The sequence below is a fragment of the Rhizobium sp. Root1204 genome (assembly GCF_001424965.1).
GTDB lineage: Bacteria > Pseudomonadota > Alphaproteobacteria > Rhizobiales > Rhizobiaceae > Pararhizobium.
In genome coordinates this window covers 87,376-104,021 of sequence record NZ_LMCZ01000021.1, presented here as the reverse complement: position 1 = coordinate 104,021, position 16,646 = coordinate 87,376, and the positions used below count along the sequence as shown (strand labels likewise).

Annotated in this window: 13 protein-coding genes and 3 pseudogenes; 7 read left to right on the top strand and 9 right to left on the bottom strand. The window is 55.0% G+C overall.

Going from position 1 to position 16,646, the window contains the following annotated elements; genetic code table 11:
• Window positions 1-308 precede the first annotated feature (308 nt).
• From ASC96_RS34285 to ASC96_RS18460, 4 genes and pseudogenes are all read left to right on the top strand, one after another.
• Window positions 309-1,385 carry a hypothetical protein gene (locus tag ASC96_RS34285; protein WP_156397652.1) on the top strand — a complete coding sequence of 359 codons (1,077 nt, stop codon included), beginning with the start codon at window positions 309-311 and terminating at the stop codon, window positions 1,383-1,385.
• A pseudogene (locus ASC96_RS34425) lies at window positions 1,367-1,738 on the top strand (calcium-binding protein); the annotation flags it as partial. The gene ASC96_RS34285 and the pseudogene ASC96_RS34425, both read left to right, overlap by 19 nt.
• A 1-nt stretch (window position 1,739) precedes the next feature.
• A pseudogene (locus tag ASC96_RS32795) lies at window positions 1,740-2,222 on the top strand (hypothetical protein); the annotation flags it as partial.
• Window positions 2,206-2,535 (top strand): annotated as a pseudogene (locus tag ASC96_RS18460) (M10 family metallopeptidase C-terminal domain-containing protein); the annotation flags it as partial. The pseudogenes ASC96_RS32795 and ASC96_RS18460, both read left to right, overlap by 17 nt.
• Window positions 2,536-2,625: 90 nt before the next feature.
• Here ASC96_RS18460 and ASC96_RS18455 read toward each other — a convergent pair.
• The 5 genes from ASC96_RS18455 to ASC96_RS18435 all read right to left on the bottom strand — a co-directional run bounded on the left by ASC96_RS18455 (window position 2,626) and on the right by ASC96_RS18435 (window position 7,996).
• On the bottom strand, window positions 2,626-3,522 hold the full coding sequence (locus ASC96_RS18455; RefSeq protein WP_244482174.1) for a Hint domain-containing protein: 897 nt from the start codon (window positions 3,520-3,522) through the stop codon (window positions 2,626-2,628).
• A gap of 255 nt (window positions 3,523-3,777) precedes the next feature.
• Window positions 3,778-4,065, bottom strand: a complete 288-nt coding sequence (locus ASC96_RS18450; RefSeq protein ID WP_060504588.1) for a hypothetical protein — start codon at window positions 4,063-4,065, stop codon at window positions 3,778-3,780.
• Window positions 4,066-4,313: 248 nt separating this feature from the next.
• Window positions 4,314-5,507: a UDP-N-acetylglucosamine 2-epimerase (non-hydrolyzing) gene (wecB, locus tag ASC96_RS18445; RefSeq protein ID WP_060504587.1), complete on the bottom strand. Its 1,194-nt coding sequence runs from the start codon at window positions 5,505-5,507 to the stop codon at window positions 4,314-4,316.
• Between the two features lie 83 nt (window positions 5,508-5,590).
• Window positions 5,591-6,379: a CpsD/CapB family tyrosine-protein kinase gene (locus ASC96_RS18440; protein ID WP_060504586.1), complete on the bottom strand. Its 789-nt coding sequence runs from the start codon at window positions 6,377-6,379 to the stop codon at window positions 5,591-5,593.
• 3 nt (window positions 6,380-6,382) lie between these two features.
• Complete coding sequence (locus ASC96_RS18435; protein WP_082512159.1) at window positions 6,383-7,996, bottom strand: Wzz/FepE/Etk N-terminal domain-containing protein; 1,614 nt, start codon at window positions 7,994-7,996, stop codon at window positions 6,383-6,385.
• 527 nt (window positions 7,997-8,523) lie between these two features.
• Here ASC96_RS18435 and ASC96_RS18430 point away from each other — a divergent pair.
• The gene (locus ASC96_RS18430; protein WP_060504585.1) at window positions 8,524-9,447 is read left to right on the top strand and encodes a glycosyltransferase; all 924 of its coding nucleotides are present in this window, start codon (window positions 8,524-8,526) and stop codon (window positions 9,445-9,447) included.
• Between the two features lie 427 nt (window positions 9,448-9,874).
• A complete protein-coding gene (locus ASC96_RS18425) occupies window positions 9,875-10,555 on the top strand; it encodes a sugar transferase (RefSeq protein ID WP_060504584.1) in 681 nt (226 codons plus the stop codon).
• Between the two features lie 120 nt (window positions 10,556-10,675).
• On the opposite strand, the gene ASC96_RS18420 is transcribed toward ASC96_RS18425, so the two are convergent.
• The 4 genes from ASC96_RS18420 to ASC96_RS18405 form a co-directional block, all read right to left on the bottom strand.
• Window positions 10,676-11,488, bottom strand: coding sequence for a response regulator transcription factor (locus ASC96_RS18420; protein WP_060504583.1), 813 nt, complete (start codon window positions 11,486-11,488; stop codon window positions 10,676-10,678).
• A 618-nt stretch (window positions 11,489-12,106) separates the two neighbouring features.
• Entirely contained in the window at window positions 12,107-12,751 is a 645-nt protein-coding gene (locus ASC96_RS18415) for a class I SAM-dependent methyltransferase (RefSeq protein WP_156397646.1), read from the bottom strand.
• Window positions 12,752-12,781: 30 nt separating this feature from the next.
• Window positions 12,782-13,645, bottom strand: coding sequence for a right-handed parallel beta-helix repeat-containing protein (locus ASC96_RS31960; protein WP_082512158.1), 864 nt, complete (start codon window positions 13,643-13,645; stop codon window positions 12,782-12,784).
• A complete protein-coding gene (locus tag ASC96_RS18405; RefSeq protein WP_060504580.1) occupies window positions 13,642-15,063 on the bottom strand; it encodes an O-antigen ligase family protein in 1,422 nt (473 codons plus the stop codon). Before ASC96_RS18405 ends, ASC96_RS31960 begins: the two co-directional genes overlap by 4 nt.
• Before the next feature lie 546 nt (window positions 15,064-15,609).
• On the opposite strand from ASC96_RS18405, the gene ASC96_RS18400 reads away from it, so the two are divergent.
• Window positions 15,610-16,518: a glycosyltransferase gene (locus tag ASC96_RS18400; protein ID WP_060504579.1), complete on the top strand. Its 909-nt coding sequence runs from the start codon at window positions 15,610-15,612 to the stop codon at window positions 16,516-16,518.
• Window positions 16,519-16,646: the final 128 nt, after the last annotated feature.

The window sequence follows — 16,646 nt, the reverse complement described above, 5'->3', positions numbered from 1 at the left end:
CAAGGCTGCCTCCGACACCTATGTCTACGGTGATGTCAACGGTGACGGGAAGGCCGATTTCGCCATTCACCTGGATGATGCCGTCTCGCTCGCCAAGGGATATTTCGTGCTGTAACGTAGTGAGGCCGCTAAAGCGGCCTCATCCCCATTCAAACAAACCAGAGGCGGACCAAACCGCCTCTGGCGGCAACAATCGGTGACGCAATCTTGCGGCGGATTGCTGTGCCCGTTCCTTGCGTCAAGCGTCAGCTTCAAAGTGAAAACGACTTGGCCGGAACCTGAAGCGGGGATCTGCACCCGGTTCGTCTGTGGAGGTTACCTCCCAAATTCCAGCACTTAAACGGGAGCCCTTAAGTATGGCTATTACCTCAACCAAAACGCTCGCGGGATTTCCGAATGCGACCAACACCGGTCTTCCGGATGGCGTTATCCTGACCCCATCTGGCGATGTAAACGTCACCAAGGCAGGCACTGTCATCAATGCTCTTGATGTCAAGGGAACGATTTGGGTCATGGCCCCGAACGTCACAATTCAAAATAGCCGCATCACCTCTACTGACTGGACGGGCATCTGGATCAAGCCAGGCATTACGGGCACCATCGTTAAAGACAACGAGATTCTAAACGTTGGAAGCAGCAAGGATGGCGCGAACGGCATTTTTGGTTCGGGTACCTTCTTGCGTAACGATATCCACGACGTGGAGAACGGCATCAATGTGACAGGCGCAAGCCTTATCCAGGATAATTATATCCACGATATGAATGCTCCTAATGTCCGTGCCGGCACAGTTTGGGGTGGCCCGCACTACGATGGCATCGAGATCAACGGCGGCGTTTCAGGCGTCGATATTCGACACAACACGATCATCAACGACAATGGCCAAACCTCGGCCGTGATGATCAACAATGACTTCGGGCCGGTTTCCGACATTCAGATAGACGGCAACTATCTCGCAGGCGGCGGCTATACCATCTACTCAGATGGCAGTTTCAGCAGCACCGATAAAATTTCCGGTGTTGAAATCACCAACAACGAACTCGGTCAGGGCCATTGGGGCTATTATTACTTCAAGGGCAATACACCCCTCCTGTCGAACAATGACGAAATCGGCACCAATTGGCCAACGCCCGTTCCTACTGGCGCGACAAGCGGGGATGACATTCTCACCGGCACGGCGGGGATCGACTCGATTGACGGCCTTGCCGGCAATGACACCATCAGCGGCCTTGCTGGCAACGACACGCTCAAGGGCGGGGCGGGCAACGACATCCTCGATGGTGGTGCAGGCGCAGACAAGCTTGATGGCGGACCGTCAGCCTTGTCAACCCCGCCATCAACACCGGCGATGCCAAGGGTGACACCTTTGTGTCGATCGAGCAGCTGACCGGTTCAAGCTTTGCCGACAAGCTCTACGGCAATGGTAGCGCCAATGTGCTTACCGGCGGGGCGGGYAATGACGTCCTGGACGGCGGTGCAGGCGCCGACAAACTTGATGGCGGAGCAGGAACCGATACGGCGTCCTATGCGAGCGCGACGGCTGGCGTGACCGCCAGTCTTGCCAATGCCGCCATCAACACGGGCGATGCCAAGGGCGACACCTATGTRTCGATCGAGCAGCTGACCGGGTCGAACTACGCYGACAAGCTTTACGGCAATGCTGGCGCCAACCTGCTCAGTGGTGGTGGGGGCAATGACATCCTCGACGGCGGTGCAGGCAATGATGTCCTGGACGGCGGTNGACAAGCTTTACGGCAATGCTGGCGCCAACCTGCTCAGTGGTGGTGGGGGCAATGACATCCTCGACGGCGGTGCAGGCAATGATGTCCTGGACGGCGGTGCAGGCAATGACGTGCTGTATGGCGGAGCTGGGGCCGATGATCTGACGGGAGGCGCTGGCGCTGATACCTTTACCTTCAAGGCGCTRSCCGACTCGACAGTGGCGGTGAGTGGCCGCGACACGATCTTCGACTTYTCGGGCACCGGCGGTGACCGGATCGATCTGTCGGCGATCGATGCGAACACCGCAGCATCCGGCAATCAGGCCTTCACCTACGTCGGCACCCCCGCGTTCACCGGCAAGGCCGGAGAACTGCGCTACGTCAAGGCTGCCTCCGACACCTATGTCTACGGTGATGTCAACGGTGACGGGAAGGCCGATTTCGCCATTCACCTGGATGATGCCGTCTCGCTCGCCAAGGGAGACGGGAGGCGCTGGCGCTGATACCTTTACCTTCAAGGCGCTACCCGACTCGACAGTGGCGGTGAGTGGCCGCGACACGATCTTCGACTTCTCGGGCACCGGCGGTGACCGGATCGATCTGTCGGCGATCGATGCGAACACCGCAGCATCCGGCAATCAGGCCTTCACCTACGTCGGCACCGCGGCGTTCACCGGCAAGGCGGGAGAACTGCGCTACGTCAAGGCTGCCTCCGACACCTATGTCTACGGTGATGTCAACGGTGACGGGAAGGCCGATTTCGCCATTCACCTGGATGATGCCGTCTCGCTCGCCAAGGGTTATTTCGTGCTGTAACGCAGTGAGGCCGCTAAAGCGGCCTCATCCCCATTCAAACAAACCAGAGGCGGCCCAAACCGCCTCTGGATGCGACCTATACGTCAGCTCTCAGCTGATGAGTTGCTCAGCACGCACCGCGAACCTTTGGCGAGCGTTGCGCGCTGTTTCACGCAGATGCAAGAGGCGCCGCATCCGCATCGGCAACAACGCCTTCAGGTGTTCCCGGCCGGAATCAAGCGCCACGACTGGTGCGAACGGCGTCATGACTGTCGTCTCACCGGCAGGATGGAGGCGCTTGAATTCACCGAAGTTGGTGAACGCTTCGTGATTGTTGGCATTGAGAAGGAAGGTTTCGGCAGCGACCCCCTCCGCCAGGATCGCCTCGTGGGTATCAAGAACGATATGGTAATACTCAATCATCTCCCGATCATCCGGAAGCGCGGGTGCAATGGAGATGCCGTTGACAAGATCCTTTGCTCTGATGAGCACACCATCAATCAAGAGAGCGTGTCCCGGAGAGACATAGAGATCCCGGCGTGGTGTCTGCTCGTCAATCGCGTGCCGCGCAATGCGGATCGGGACGACGCTCGCTTGCCAGGACGTACCGTTTCGCCTGTAAAGGTGACGGCCGATCCATTTGACTGCCATGTCCTTGCCACGCGCGGTTTTCACCAAATCACCGACTTGAAGGCTCTCGATGCTGGCTTCACCTGCCGGAGTCATGATCGACGTGCCGCAAAGAAAGCACATGGGATTTCCGCCTCCGTCGCCGCCTTTTTTCCACCACGGCGTCCCCATCGCCTGGGCAATCGAGGCCGGCAGTATTGTTGTTGCTGCCAAGGCACTCAGTGCCGCAACTTTCGCCCCAGTCGCTGCGGCCAAACCGAGAAAATTCCGCCGCGCACCATTGATTTGCGTCTGTTTCTCTTTGCTTGACGACATTGTCATCTCCTTTTCGGTTAAACCCGATAAATTGCCCCTGATGAACAGATAAGCATCCAGCATATTCTCTCCTTGCCGAAGCAGCCATCGCTGCAAGGGGTGAAGGCGGCCTGTCTCTTTGGAGTAGGTTGTACTTCCCGATTATGCTGTCTGTGGAGTGCTTCCGCCGAGAACGGAATGACAAGAAGAGGCAAACCAGCCGCTCTGGAGCGGCCACTTGAAAAAACTACCTATTTGAACAACGGTTTGAGGCCCATCAACGAATGATGAGCGCAGGCGGGAGCCTGGCTGCGCGAACGCCGTTTGCCTTCGGCACTGTCAGTTTTGTTCGCCCTTTGAAGGAACCTGATTTTCCACCTCCTCTGCGTAGAGGATGAGAAGCGCTCCAAGCTCCTTGGCCGCAGTCGGAGACATTGCCGTCTGAAACTGATGCGGCGAGCGGTCGGTATCCTTGTAGGTGTCCCATTCCCACTTGGAAACAGCATATCCAATCCGCAACATGACATGATACGGTTCGCCAACGGCTACACCCCATTCCAAGAGGGTATAGGCCTTCAGCTTGTTATCGGCGTCCACCTCCCATTTTGACATGTCGTTTTCGCTCATGGCGTGGGCTTTCCATTTGATACTTACTCAAACATTTGCCGGCATTCTTGAACGGAGATTTTCGGAGCAGATATCTTTAAGGCGTACACAAGAGAGACCAGCCTTTACCGGCTGGTCAGCGATGGGCAGAACACTGTTGTCCAGCGGCTCTCCAGCAGGGCCGGTAGCTATCCGTAGCGGGCTGACTTGCGACGAACGCTGGGCCGGCATCCACTACATTACCACATGCTTATCAAAAGAGGCTGATATTAAGCAGCAAAACCGCTCATCGTCCGTGCAACGGCTGGCGCTTGAGGGGCACCCGGTCCAGCATCGAACTCATCCGGTCTTTCTCCCAGCGCGAAGAAATGCTCGATCGCTTGGACTGACCGCATTGCGGCCTGCCCGTCTCCGTAGGGATTCACGGCGCGCGCCATCTCCTGATAGGCCCGCCGGTTCGTCAGCAATTCGGTCACTTCACTAACGATACGGTCCTCATTCGTTCCAACCAGCCGCACTGTGCCGGCGGCAACGGCTTCAGGCCGCTCAGTGGTTTCGCGCATGACGAGAACCGGCTTACCAAAGGTGGGGGCTTCTTCCTGCACACCACCGCTATCCGTCAATACGATAGAACAATCGCGCATGGCCTTGACGAAGTCACCATAATCGAGCGGCTGCGTAATCTGAACATTCTCCAGCCCCTGCAGCGGGGGAAGCAGAACGCTGCGCACTGCCGGGTTGAGATGAGCAGGAAGCAGAAAGGAAATCTCCGGAAATTTTTGTGCTAGCCGCGCGATGGCGCGAGCGGTTTGCGCCATCGGCTCGCCCCAGGATTCGCGCCGATGCGCCGTGACCAGAACGCTCCTCCGGCCCGTGATCCGCTGGAGATCCTGATTTTCGGTCTGAGTGTTACGCCCGGACACATGTAGCAGAGCATCAATGACGGTATTGCCCGTGACGACAATATCGTCGGCTGTGACGCCATCGTTAAGGAGGTTAACCTTCGAGGTATTGGTGGGGGCCAGATGCAGTGCTGCGAGCTGAGTGGTCAAGCGGCGGTTGATTTCCTCTGGAAAGGGGTTGTCGCGCTCGCCCGTTCTCAGTCCAGCCTCCAGGTGGATCAGGGGAATTTTTCGATAGAAGGCGGCCAACGCGGCGGCAAAGCAGGTTGTCGTGTCACCTTGGACCACAAGCGCGTCGGGCGCTTCGATTTCAATGACATTGGAAACGCCGGCAAGAACGCGAGCGGTGACACTCTCAAGCGTTTGAGCCTGCGTGATGATGTTTAGGTCATGGTCGGGTTGAATTTCGAACAGCCGATTGACCTGATCAAGCATTTCACGGTGCTGGCCGGTCACGGCGACGATGGGCGTGCAATGGCGCGAGGAAGCGAGTGCATGGACCAATGGAGCCATCTTGATCGCTTCCGGTCGAGTGCCATAGACGACGAGTATTTTGCGCATGCCAATTTCCTTTGATCCAGCGTTGGCAATCACTTTGGCGGGTAAGAACAAGAGACACTCTCGCCCCTATTCGGATTTCGTCATCAATCGGTGCAATATCGGCACTTGTTCAAAACAACCCCGAGCATGTTCGTCCGCTCGGACAGATACCGCTCGCAACGATCGACCTCGGTAAACGTGCTGTGTTCTGCTGCCGCAACCAGAATTGCGCAGTCCACATTCGGCAGGAATGCTGTCACGTCGTCGTTAGAGAGCATTGGGGGCAAGTCGTACAAAATAACGTCTGGCCCCATGCGCACGCGCAAGTCCTGCAATATCCTTGCAGCCTCCAAACTCTGCAGCAATTCAGCAGAAAACTGCACCGGTTGATGGTTGGTACCCACGGCCAGGTTATCGCCGTAGCGCCGGAAGACATCGTGGATCTGCGCATCGCCCTTCAAGAAGTCTTCCATGGAGGTCTGGCCATCAACATCGAGCATCTTGCCGATTTGCGGCCGCTTCAGATTAAGATCGACCAGCAGCGTTCGGCAGTCCTGTTGGTGTGCGAGGCTGAATGCCAGATTGAGCGCAACCAGCGATTTCCCGCAGGACGCTGTCGGCGAGGTGATCGCAATCGACGTCCAGTTGTTTTGACGCAGACTTTGCAGAACCCTTGTGCGCATCATGTCGAAGGGAGCATGGGCCGGATCGGACCGATCTATCGTGACGATCCGGCTTCGAAAAGTCGTACTCGGTGCTGGATCCAGCTCCTCGAGACTTGCCCATGCGATTTCAAATCCCAGCCGCGTGCATGCCTGCATTGCCTGCTCCGCCAGTTGATCACCACTTTGCAATCTGAGACTGTCTTGTAGGGATGCTCTATTTTGATCCATGATTTAAACTCTGCCTGTGACGAAGGTTTCCGCTCTCGAAAGGGCGGCATCCCATTCTCTCTGCGCTTCGACGGTGCCGTGGCTGGGGAGTGGCCGCCACATTGAACTTTCCGTGCCCCCAATGAACGAAAGCGGCATCAGCGCTGCAGCAAGCATTGCCGCTATCCGGCGCTTGTGACTTGGGGAACGCATCTTGCCCGAAGTTCTAATGTTGGGAATCGTGGCGAGCGGTTGCGACTGCAGCAATTGCGCAAGTTCCGCCGGCCTGCGGATTGTTTTATTGAGCAGCTCGAGCAACACGACGATGGCCAGCCCAAGCCCAATTCCCCCCAGGCCGCCGAGAGCAACGATGCGGGTGCGTTGGGGGCTGATCGCCCTGACGGGCGGCGTCGCCGATTCAAGAAGTGAAAACCGGCCGCCGTCTGCACGCATTTCAATTTGCTCGCCGGTCAGGGCCTCTGCGCGCCTGGCTATGGCGGCATTGTATTGCATTTGAATATTCTGGCGGTTTCGCTCCATTGAATTCAGCGCGGCTTCGCTGGCGGCGGTGCCAGCAATCGAACGGGTCAGATCGTCGATACCACGGATGACTGAGGTCTTTTCTGCGGCCACGGCCTGGAGACGATTATCGATATCCGCCAGCTGCAGATCGAGACCGAAGGGAGCGGCCTGTCTGGCAGGAGACGAATTTTCGCTGTTTTTCCCCTGCGAAGGCCCGGACAACAGGTTATTCTGCAGCGCCGCGATCCTCGCGCGCAAAGCCTGTATATTAGGGCTCGTCTCCGAAAAGATTGCGAGCTGCTCCGCGAGCGACCGATTGAGATCCGCAAGAATCTGTTGTTCCGGCGTGAGCGCAACCGCTCCGACAAACTGCCCGGCATTGGTATATGTCGCGACCAGGTTGCCTCGCTTCATGCGAAGATCGGGTTCCTCGCGTTCAAGCGAAATCAACCTTTCCTGTAGGCTAGCCTGCTGTGTACGGCGAAAATCAAGACTTTCCGGAAGGGTGTCTTTGTTTTCGGTCTTGAATTTGAGGATATCCGTTTCGAGCTTGTTCAAATCTGAGGATAGTCTTGCGACGGTCTGGTTGAAGAATTGCAACGTGCTTCCGGCACGATCCGTCCGTTGACGCTGATTTCTGTTCAAAATCATTGCTGCCAGTTCGTTGGCCACTTTGGCCGCCATATCCGGCTTGCCGGCCAGGAAGGACACACTGAAAACAGTCGCTCCCTGATCGCGGCCCGGTGTGTCAAACTGCAGCTGCTCAAACTTTATCCGGGACCGCATATCTCTGACGATATCGTCCTCGAGAGGCTTGTTTTCCGCACTGTCGTAGACTGCCAGCCTGGTTGCCAGAGCAAGCAGATCATCTCTGGTGGTGATTTGCTGCTGGAGTATCTGCAATTGTTCAACAGCCCCTAGCGGAACGGTTGAGCGCGCAAGTTCAGCCGGAATCTGTGGCGCCTCGGACAGGATTTTGGCACTCGAACTGTAGACCGGTGAAATGAAACGCGTCGCCGCGATAGCCGACACCACGGCCGCGATCACAATCGCCATGAGATAAGGCAGCCTTCGCAGCAGGATCGAGAAGTAGAATTTTAAGTCTATATTACCCATTACGCAGACACCCAACTTCTGAGCCAGACCAGTACTGTGGCCATGTTCATTGTTCAGTGGTTCGAAATCGCGGAACAGATGGTCAATGTAGGGTGAGCGGCAGAGCACTGCCTGCTAAATTAATACTTTTGGACGTAGCTGATCTACCTATACTGTAGATAGCCTCTCAGCCTGCGTGGCTGCCAATCAGCGTCAGAACGCCTCACTCCAGGCAGCCCGGCGCATTCAGGCTTTGCCGGCATGTGACAGGAGGTAAGCGGAAACTCCGCTTATGCCCCGCCGCCCACCGAAGGGCTTATCCGGTTTTCTGGCGCAGGACCGGGTCCTCCTAAAGTGGATGGTGAGACTAATCTTGATGCGCCTCAAGGCGAAGACCAGACCGTCTTCCTACGCTCGGTCATTCCGTTCATCCTATGAGGAGAACATTGACGATCAGCCGCAGTGAAAATTGGCAGGTATTGCCGTGGCCGGGGGTGCATCGCTGTCGAAATCAAAGCCAGGCCTGAATCCAGTAGGAAACCCCTATTATGCTACCTCCTTTGCAGCTCAGCGTGATTGTGCCTCACCTCAACGAACCGGACGATCTGCGCCAGTGCCTTATTTTTTTGGATGCACAACGCGCAGATGGCATTCCGTTCGAGATCATTGTGGTGGACAATGGCTCGGCGGAAATGCCTACGGCGGCATGTGCAGGTATTCCGGATCTCCGTTTAGAGCGTGAGACTGTTCCCGGCCCGGGACCGGCGCGCAATCGTGGCGCCGATCTCGCGCGCGCGGACCTACTGGCTTTTATAGACTGTGACTGCGTCGCTCAGCCCGGCTGGGTAAAAGAGATCGTCAGCCTGATGGCGAACAAGCCCGACGTCGCTCTTCTCGGCGGCGATATCGGAATTTTGGTTACGGACCCCCGATATCCGAGCGCGATTGAATCCTATGAAAGTATCTATAGCTACCGCGCACGCGCTTACGTCGAACAATACGGATTTGCCGCAACAGGCAACATGGCGGTCAGAAAGAAGGTTTTTCAGTCAGTAGGACCTTTCGGCGGGATCTCGACGATGGAGGATACCGACTGGGGACAGCGGGCAACGGCGAGAGGCCACCGCATTATCTTTCTGCCCGAGGCAAGAGTTCTTACCCCCTCGTGCAAGTCGTTTGCCGATCTGGCGCGCCGTTGGGACCGGCACGTAGCCCACGAATTCCGCAAAGTTGCCGGTGACCGAGGGGCGATGCTGCGCTGGCTTGTCGATGGCATCCTTGTCGTCGGCTCACCGTTGGCGGAAGCCTTCAAAATCTTCAAGACGGATCGCGTATCCGGTGTCCGAAATCGCATGCTCGCGCTCGCATGCTTAACCCGTATTCGGCTTCATAGAGGTCGCCGGATGTTCGGCCTGGTGTTTCATGGCGATGCAGGCCGCTTTGTCGAAAACTGGAACCGCGAAGGATCTTGAGATACCTCCACGTTGCATGCTCCCAGGAAATCGGCCTGCAACAGGCACACTCACATCGCCGTGCAACCCGCATGCGGCACGCACTCAAGCTGACAGAACTTGGTCGAATACACCTCGCGTGCCGTTCCAAGCACCATCCGCCGGTGAGTTGACCGTGCCTTTTCCTGTCATCCACCCGGCCGCAACCTGTCGGATGAGCGTTTAATCAAATCCGGATATTTCTCACGACAACCTGACCTACATCGAATTGTTTAGATTAGATTTATTGCGATTTCTCTTCCAATGGTTAATATCTTATTAATAACGGCTATTGGGGCAATACATACGAAAATGAGGAAATACATAATCCTCTAAATTCGAGATTATACTCACATATTGCACGCCCCTTGTGCGGTTCTTTTCAAAAAGAAGCCATTTTGGAGGCGTTATGTCGGAAAGCAATCTAAGATATCCCTTACGGTTTGTTGCACATAATCCGACATACAACCGAAAAACCAAATCCCGATCGCTCTATCTTACTGCCAAACGTTTTTTTGACATCACTGCGACGTTGTTGGCGGCACCGTTCGCTTTGGCGATCGTCACTGTTTTTGCCCTGCTGATCCAGGTGAAGGGCGGAAAGGCCTTCTTCTCGCAACCACGCGTTGGAAAGGGCGGGAAGATCTTCAATCTTTGGAAGCTTCGGACGATGGCCGTCGATGCGGAGAAGAGGCTGCAAGAATATCTGGATACCGACCCCTCGGCGAAGGCCGAATGGGAAACCAAGCAGAAGCTTGAGAACGATCCCCGCATTACGTGGCTGGGAAAGTATCTGCGCAAATATTCAATTGATGAACTCCCGCAACTGCTGAATATCCTTGCTGGAGATATGAGTCTGGTTGGCCCGCGTCCGATGCTTCCCGAACAGCGGCAGCATTATCCCGGAACGGCCTACTTCAACATGCGCCCCGGCTTGACTGGCCTATGGCAAATCAGTGAGCGCAATGCGTGCACCTTCGTCGAGCGCGCGATGCATGACACACGCTATTCGGCCATGATGTCCTTCAGTGCTGATTTGTGGATTCTGTTCCTGACGCCAATGGTTGTCCTCAAAGGGACGGGTCTTTGAAAAAAGGCCCGCACAAAAAAGCAAAGCACCAAGACGACCCGGTGCTTTGCTGATTATTTACCGAACGGAACAAATCCAAATGATCTTCCCAAAGTACATGAAGACCAGTCCGGATCAATGTTAGTGCTCACTTCCCTTCATCGTCTCATTCCGTCCTTCGTTGGCGGAAACGGAAGAAAGCGGGAAAAGATCCTTGATCTTGTAAGCGACTTCGGTCCTGTTGGTCGCCTTGACCTTCTTCATGATGTTGCGGATGTGCACCTTGACGGTGCTTTCCCGCAAATTGAGTTCGTAGGCGATGATCTTGTTGGCTTTGCCACGCCGAAGCGCCTCAACGACTTCGGCCTGCCGTTCCGTGAACATGCCTGTCAACGGACGCGCAGCCGGACTTCCGGTCTCAATTGCCTGTCGCATCGCGAATACGCTGCTGGCCGGCACGAAGATACCGCCTGCCATTGAAAGAGCGATCGCTTCAATACAGACGTCAATGCTGACGGAAGATGGAATATAACCCTTTGCTCCGCACTCCAACGCCTTCATTATTTGCGGAAGGTCATCAGCATCAGCGAGAACAATGATGGGCGCTTCAAAGGCTGAAGAAAGCCTGGTGATTTCCTCGGACACCCCAGGATCACCAATTTTTTTCCCGCCTATATTCAGCAGGACGGCAGCCAGTGACGGGTAGTCATGCCGCTTGCGCTCCCATTCGTTCACAGAACCGAAAGCGAGCACATCCATATCCATCTTATGGGCAGAGATGCAGTAGGCGAGGCATTGCCGGTCAAGTGCGCGATCGTCAATGATTAAAAGCGAGCGCCCCCGTGGCAACTCACCGGTTCTTTTATCCTTTTCAGTATGAGGAGGATCAACTGCTATAGAATGAAAAAGGTTACTCGATATGTCCTTGCCATTTGTCATCAATAGTGAGCTCATACATATTCACTCCTAAAACGCACGTGCAACAGCCCTTGCCTTTTGCCAAGGTCGTTAAAAAACGCACGCGCCAGCCCCAGATTCTTACTATGACTTCAACCTGTGATACATTTCTAAAAAATCAAAATATCTATTCGCAGTTTCTTATATTACACAAATTACCGGCGTTGCCTAGTATTTGAATGATTCCTTAAATTATTTGTTTTCCCTGGCGAAAGGGAGCGCTTCCGGAGGGAAGGAAGAAGGGGGCTACTTGCGAAAATGGCCAATACCTTTCTACGGGTTTTGCCAGAAGAAGCTCGCCGGCCAAAGACTGAAGGGGGGATTTTGCAATCTCGCCGAGACTGGAGAGACCCGGCATATTCAATGAAATCACAATGATGCGAATAACTTTGAAGTATTTTAAATATTAAATTTGTATTATTACTGTTTCAGGAAATGCAGCAGCAGGTTAAACTCAAATTTCCAGAATGGCTTTTCCGTGGACAACGGGCACACCAGCTGACGTCGCAACGTTTGCAAAATTGTCCACCGCGCCTGCCCGACAACTCGCCCTTCATCGCCACGGTAAACGTGGCAATCCGGCAGCCTATACTCCTGCCCGTGAGAACGGCGCCTTCATTCGCCCACCGGTCCCCATCGAGCGGAATAGCTTTTCGAGAAGATAAATCTCTCGACATATATGTCGCCCTTGGGAAACAGAGCTCTGACTTCGCTGTAGGACAGGAGGTTAATCCGATCCGTGTGATAACGCCGCACGGCGATGTCGGAAGCGCCATAGTCCCTCGACAACTTAAGGGCGGCACGGCGGATGGGTGGAGCAAACCAGTGCAGGAAAGGAAGCCGGAAGTGCGGCTCGATGGGAAACTCCCAGGCTGGCGTCTGTATCCACCCGGAAAGGCCTACACGTTGCATCTCGGATGCCATCGCGCTCATGTCGGGCCACGCACCGACATGCTCGATCACCGAGTTGGAATGAACCAGGTCAACCGACTTATCGGCATACCCTTTCAAGTTGCGCGCATCGCCGATCTCACTGGTAAAGAGATTCGACAATCCGTGCCGGTCGATCTCGTTCTCATCTATGTTCAAAAGCCGAATTTCGCTAATACGCTCATGTCCAACGTTATCCCAATAGTCCGGCCGCCCGCCAACGTCCAGAATAGCGACAGGCCTCCCCAGGTGATCGGCAAGTTTCTCAATCTGACGTCTTAGAATGCGCCCGCGAGCAGTTCTGAAGCGGCTAATCGTTAGGTCCTTCATGTCGTCTGGGCCCCCAATGCGTGCCAATTGTTATTGGTTCAATATTGTTCCAAGTGTATCGTCAAAGTTTCCGGACCAATCCGGAGAATTATTGTTCATCGATGCGTACCCATAATAACCTTTTCCCATTCTGTTATTGACGAATGAGACGTTTCGTATTTTGCCTCCACCGAATTGACCGTCCGAATAGACCGTATATCCGCCGCCGACGAGGCGATTTCCTTCAACGCGCACGCGCGCGATCGGCCCGAAATAATTGCTAAGCATGATCGCCGACGTCTGCGAGTGCGGATTGACGATGGTATTTCCTTGGATGAGAACATCGGCGATCCCGCCATCCGTGGCAATTCCATCAAAATGAGGACCGTCCCACTGGGATTGCAGGTCATGGATATAGTTGTTTTCGATACCTATTTTTGATGAGCCTGTGAGGTATATGCCGTCTTCCGTATGATGGATGTTGCAGTGGCGTATCGTGACGTTACTGCCGGAAATGCTGATACCCCGGATACCAGGCGCGGCTTGACCATCGATCTCGCAATTCTCAACGGTCACGCCATCTGCACGGATGTCCAGCACAGCCCAGCCGTTTGCCCTTATCCTGCAATTGCGAAGCGTGACGTTCGGTGCGGTTATCGAGACAGTTCCGGCAAAATCCAGGCCACTGACTGTCGCTCCGGGGACGTTCAGAGTTAAAGTGGCCGCTCTATTGAGGGGGGTGTTGGCAGGGATACCAGTATTCGTTTCATCAGGGTAAGCGTCCTTCGTCATCGCAACAGCAGATGGCTGTGTCAGGATCGCTGGCTGACTCGACGCTGAAGGCGCGCTCTGTACCACAGCCGCAGCAAGCAACCAGGAAATTGCATGCCACCGAGGTTTGATCCAAAATCTCATGACGGTGTTCGCACTGTTCGGCCCGTACGCTTTGAGCCGGCTTGTATGCGCTGACCTTCGCCGCCTTTAATATCCTGCATCCAGGATGCGCTTCCCAGATAAAACATGATCAGCAAATAGGGTGCGTTCCAGAAATGGACCGTCCACCCCACCGTAAAGATGCCAATCATGGAAATTAGGTAAGCGGTCCGGTAGTCATTTTGCTGCGCGGTCAGCCCTTTTTTCAAAGCGGTACTGAAAAAGACCCACGCGAAAGCCAGGAACATCAGGATACCACCGGGATATCCGAAACGCACGAAATTGATCAGCCAGAACATATCGATGCTCGGCTCCATCCATTCCGGCCGCTGGTACTCATGAAAGCCGATGCCGAATATTGGATGATTGAAGATCGAAAGCCATCCGTAGTGCCAGATGCGAATGCGATCCCATCCCGTATCTTGGCTAAAGGCAAAATAGTGAACATAGAACTCAAAAAAGGATTGGTTCGAAAGCAGGGAAATCCCCAGGTAAAGCGCAGCAAAGCCCCCCGCGAGAACATGCCATCGATAGGGAAAATCGCGTAGAATCCATCCCCAGGACATCAAAAGGGCCTGCATCACCAGTGCGCTCAATGGGCCAGACGACATTGACAAAAGGGTGGCCACGAACACCAACGCCGATCGACCCCATCGCCGTATCAGTGAAAGGTTCCGCCCCAGAACCTTGTGCACCAGGGCAAAAACGATTGTGCAGAATACCCCGTATAAAATCGGATGATCGAAGACCGACTGCACACGACGCAGGCCCCATCGTGGCGCCATCGCATAATCGATCTGAGTGGGTAGAACAGCCCGAAACGAATTGAGCGCTACGTTCGAGCCTGTTACGGATTCATAGATGGAGAATGGGAGAAGAAGCAATATTAACAAGAAGATGGTCTTAACCATTCCGTAAAACTGCCTCTCATTCCTGACACACACGCGCGCAAGAAAATAAGCTCCCATCGTTTCAATCGCCATCATCCCGCCGGACTGGACTGAAGTGGCCAGGTCATGGACTGCGGCAAGACTGAGCGAGCACCAGAGGCAGAACAAAATCACCAGAATATCAGGCGCCCTGATCCGCCCGGCCTTACCGTTCATCCACATGACCAGACACGGGATGATCGCAGCAATCAGGATGAGGCGGGAAACCGACAGGCGCAACGAGCCGAGCTCGATGATCCAGGGAATGATCAAGGTGATCAAAAATACAACGGCCGGCCAAGACAAGGCATTTTGGCTCGCAGACTCGGCAATTCTCTCAGACCCTGCAAGCGCGCGAACAACGACCGCACGATCCGCGCTGCGCGCAAAGACAGGCCGAGCGTCGGAGCCAGGCTGCCGTGGCTGCTCGTGGAACTCCGCCCGCCGTCTTGCGACACGCTTCGTGTGCATTACTGAGGAACCCGATTTGAAAGGGTAAACCCAAGCCGAGACGGTTGCGTCAAGCCATGGCCGGATTTCTGGCTTGCCTTAGAGGCGCGGCACGCCGTGCTGGAAACTGCAATCTGCAGGAGATTAAACACAACTTCACTCCGTGACGCCGGAACCCGTTTGAATGAGGCTGCACTCTGTCGAAGTCTTTGCGCAATAAGAACCTGGATTTTGGTCGAGAGGGGGCGGGGTTTTTGCCGAAACAGCTACCTCTTATGCGGCCTGCCGTTTCAGTCGACAGCTGAAAATCACCTATCGGGCGAACGCAGGCTCCTCCAAAGGACGGAGCTTCGGCCACGCTGCATCCCGCCGCCTCCCCTCTTGGCGACCTGCTTATGAATAAAGCTAGATTGCGCTGGTCAGGGCGGTCCCTTACGCCGGAACAGCTGGATCGCGCTCGTCAGGGACTTGAACCGCGGTCATTGCACAGACGTCGCGCCGAGGCCAGACGTACTGCCGCAACGCATTTACGATGTCTCTGTCGTTTGAGTATGTGGAAATTAGTTGATGACGATATCGGTTATTCTGCCCACCTATAACAGGAGCAATTGCCTCGCTGCAGCGATCAACAGCGTCCTCACCCAATCCCATCAGGACTTGGAGCTGATTGTCGTCGATGATGCATCGACGGAGGACGTCGAAAGTGTCGTGCGCAGTTTCAGCGATCACCGTATAAGCTATGTAAGGCGCGCTCGAAACGGCGGTGCCGCCGCTGCACGAAACACCGGACTTTGTCACGCAAAAGGCGAATATATCGCGTTCCAGGACAGCGACGACCTGTGGTTACCCGGAAAATTGCAGAAGCAGTTTGCATTGTTTTCCAAGATGCCCGGCCACGTCGGTGTCGTTATCGGCGCGAAAATTGTCTATGGGCGCGACAATCAACGAAATTACGGATCCGGCCGGGTGGCTTACGACCCTCCTCCCGAAGGGCGCCTGTCGCTTGACGACGACCAACTCGGACGCCTCCTCACACAAAATCGGATCAGTCTGCAAAATGCTCTGTTTCGAAAGGACTGCTTTCCGGATGCGGAATGGTTCGATGTCTGCGCCCGGGCCAATGAAGATTGGGACTTTGCCATCAGGCTGGCCCAGCACACGTCAATCTATGAAGACATAGAACCGGTCGTGCTCGGGTTCATTTCGCGCGACAGCATTTCGATAAATCGACGCCGGGAAATCATCGGTTTGCTCCGCATCCTGAAGAAGAACAGGCAGGTGCTGTGCGGGCGCAAGGAACAGAGATCCTTGATGCTGATCGATGTCGCCCGTTATTTTTATACCGCGGGAAAAACGCGGAGCGCCGTGAAATTTCTGACTGCCGCGCTCGGAGACTATCCCCGCCATATGCACCTGATCGGCACTATCGCGGTTGGAAAATTGTTCAAACGGCGGCCTCAACGACCCATCGCATAGTCGAAAACTTGGCTCAGGCTGTGTTGACCGGACGCTCCCCGTCCATACCAAAAACCCGCAACGCAATGGCACGTTTCAAGCAAAGTAAGGCGCCCTGATATATCGCGGTACCTAGCGCATCGTTTGCT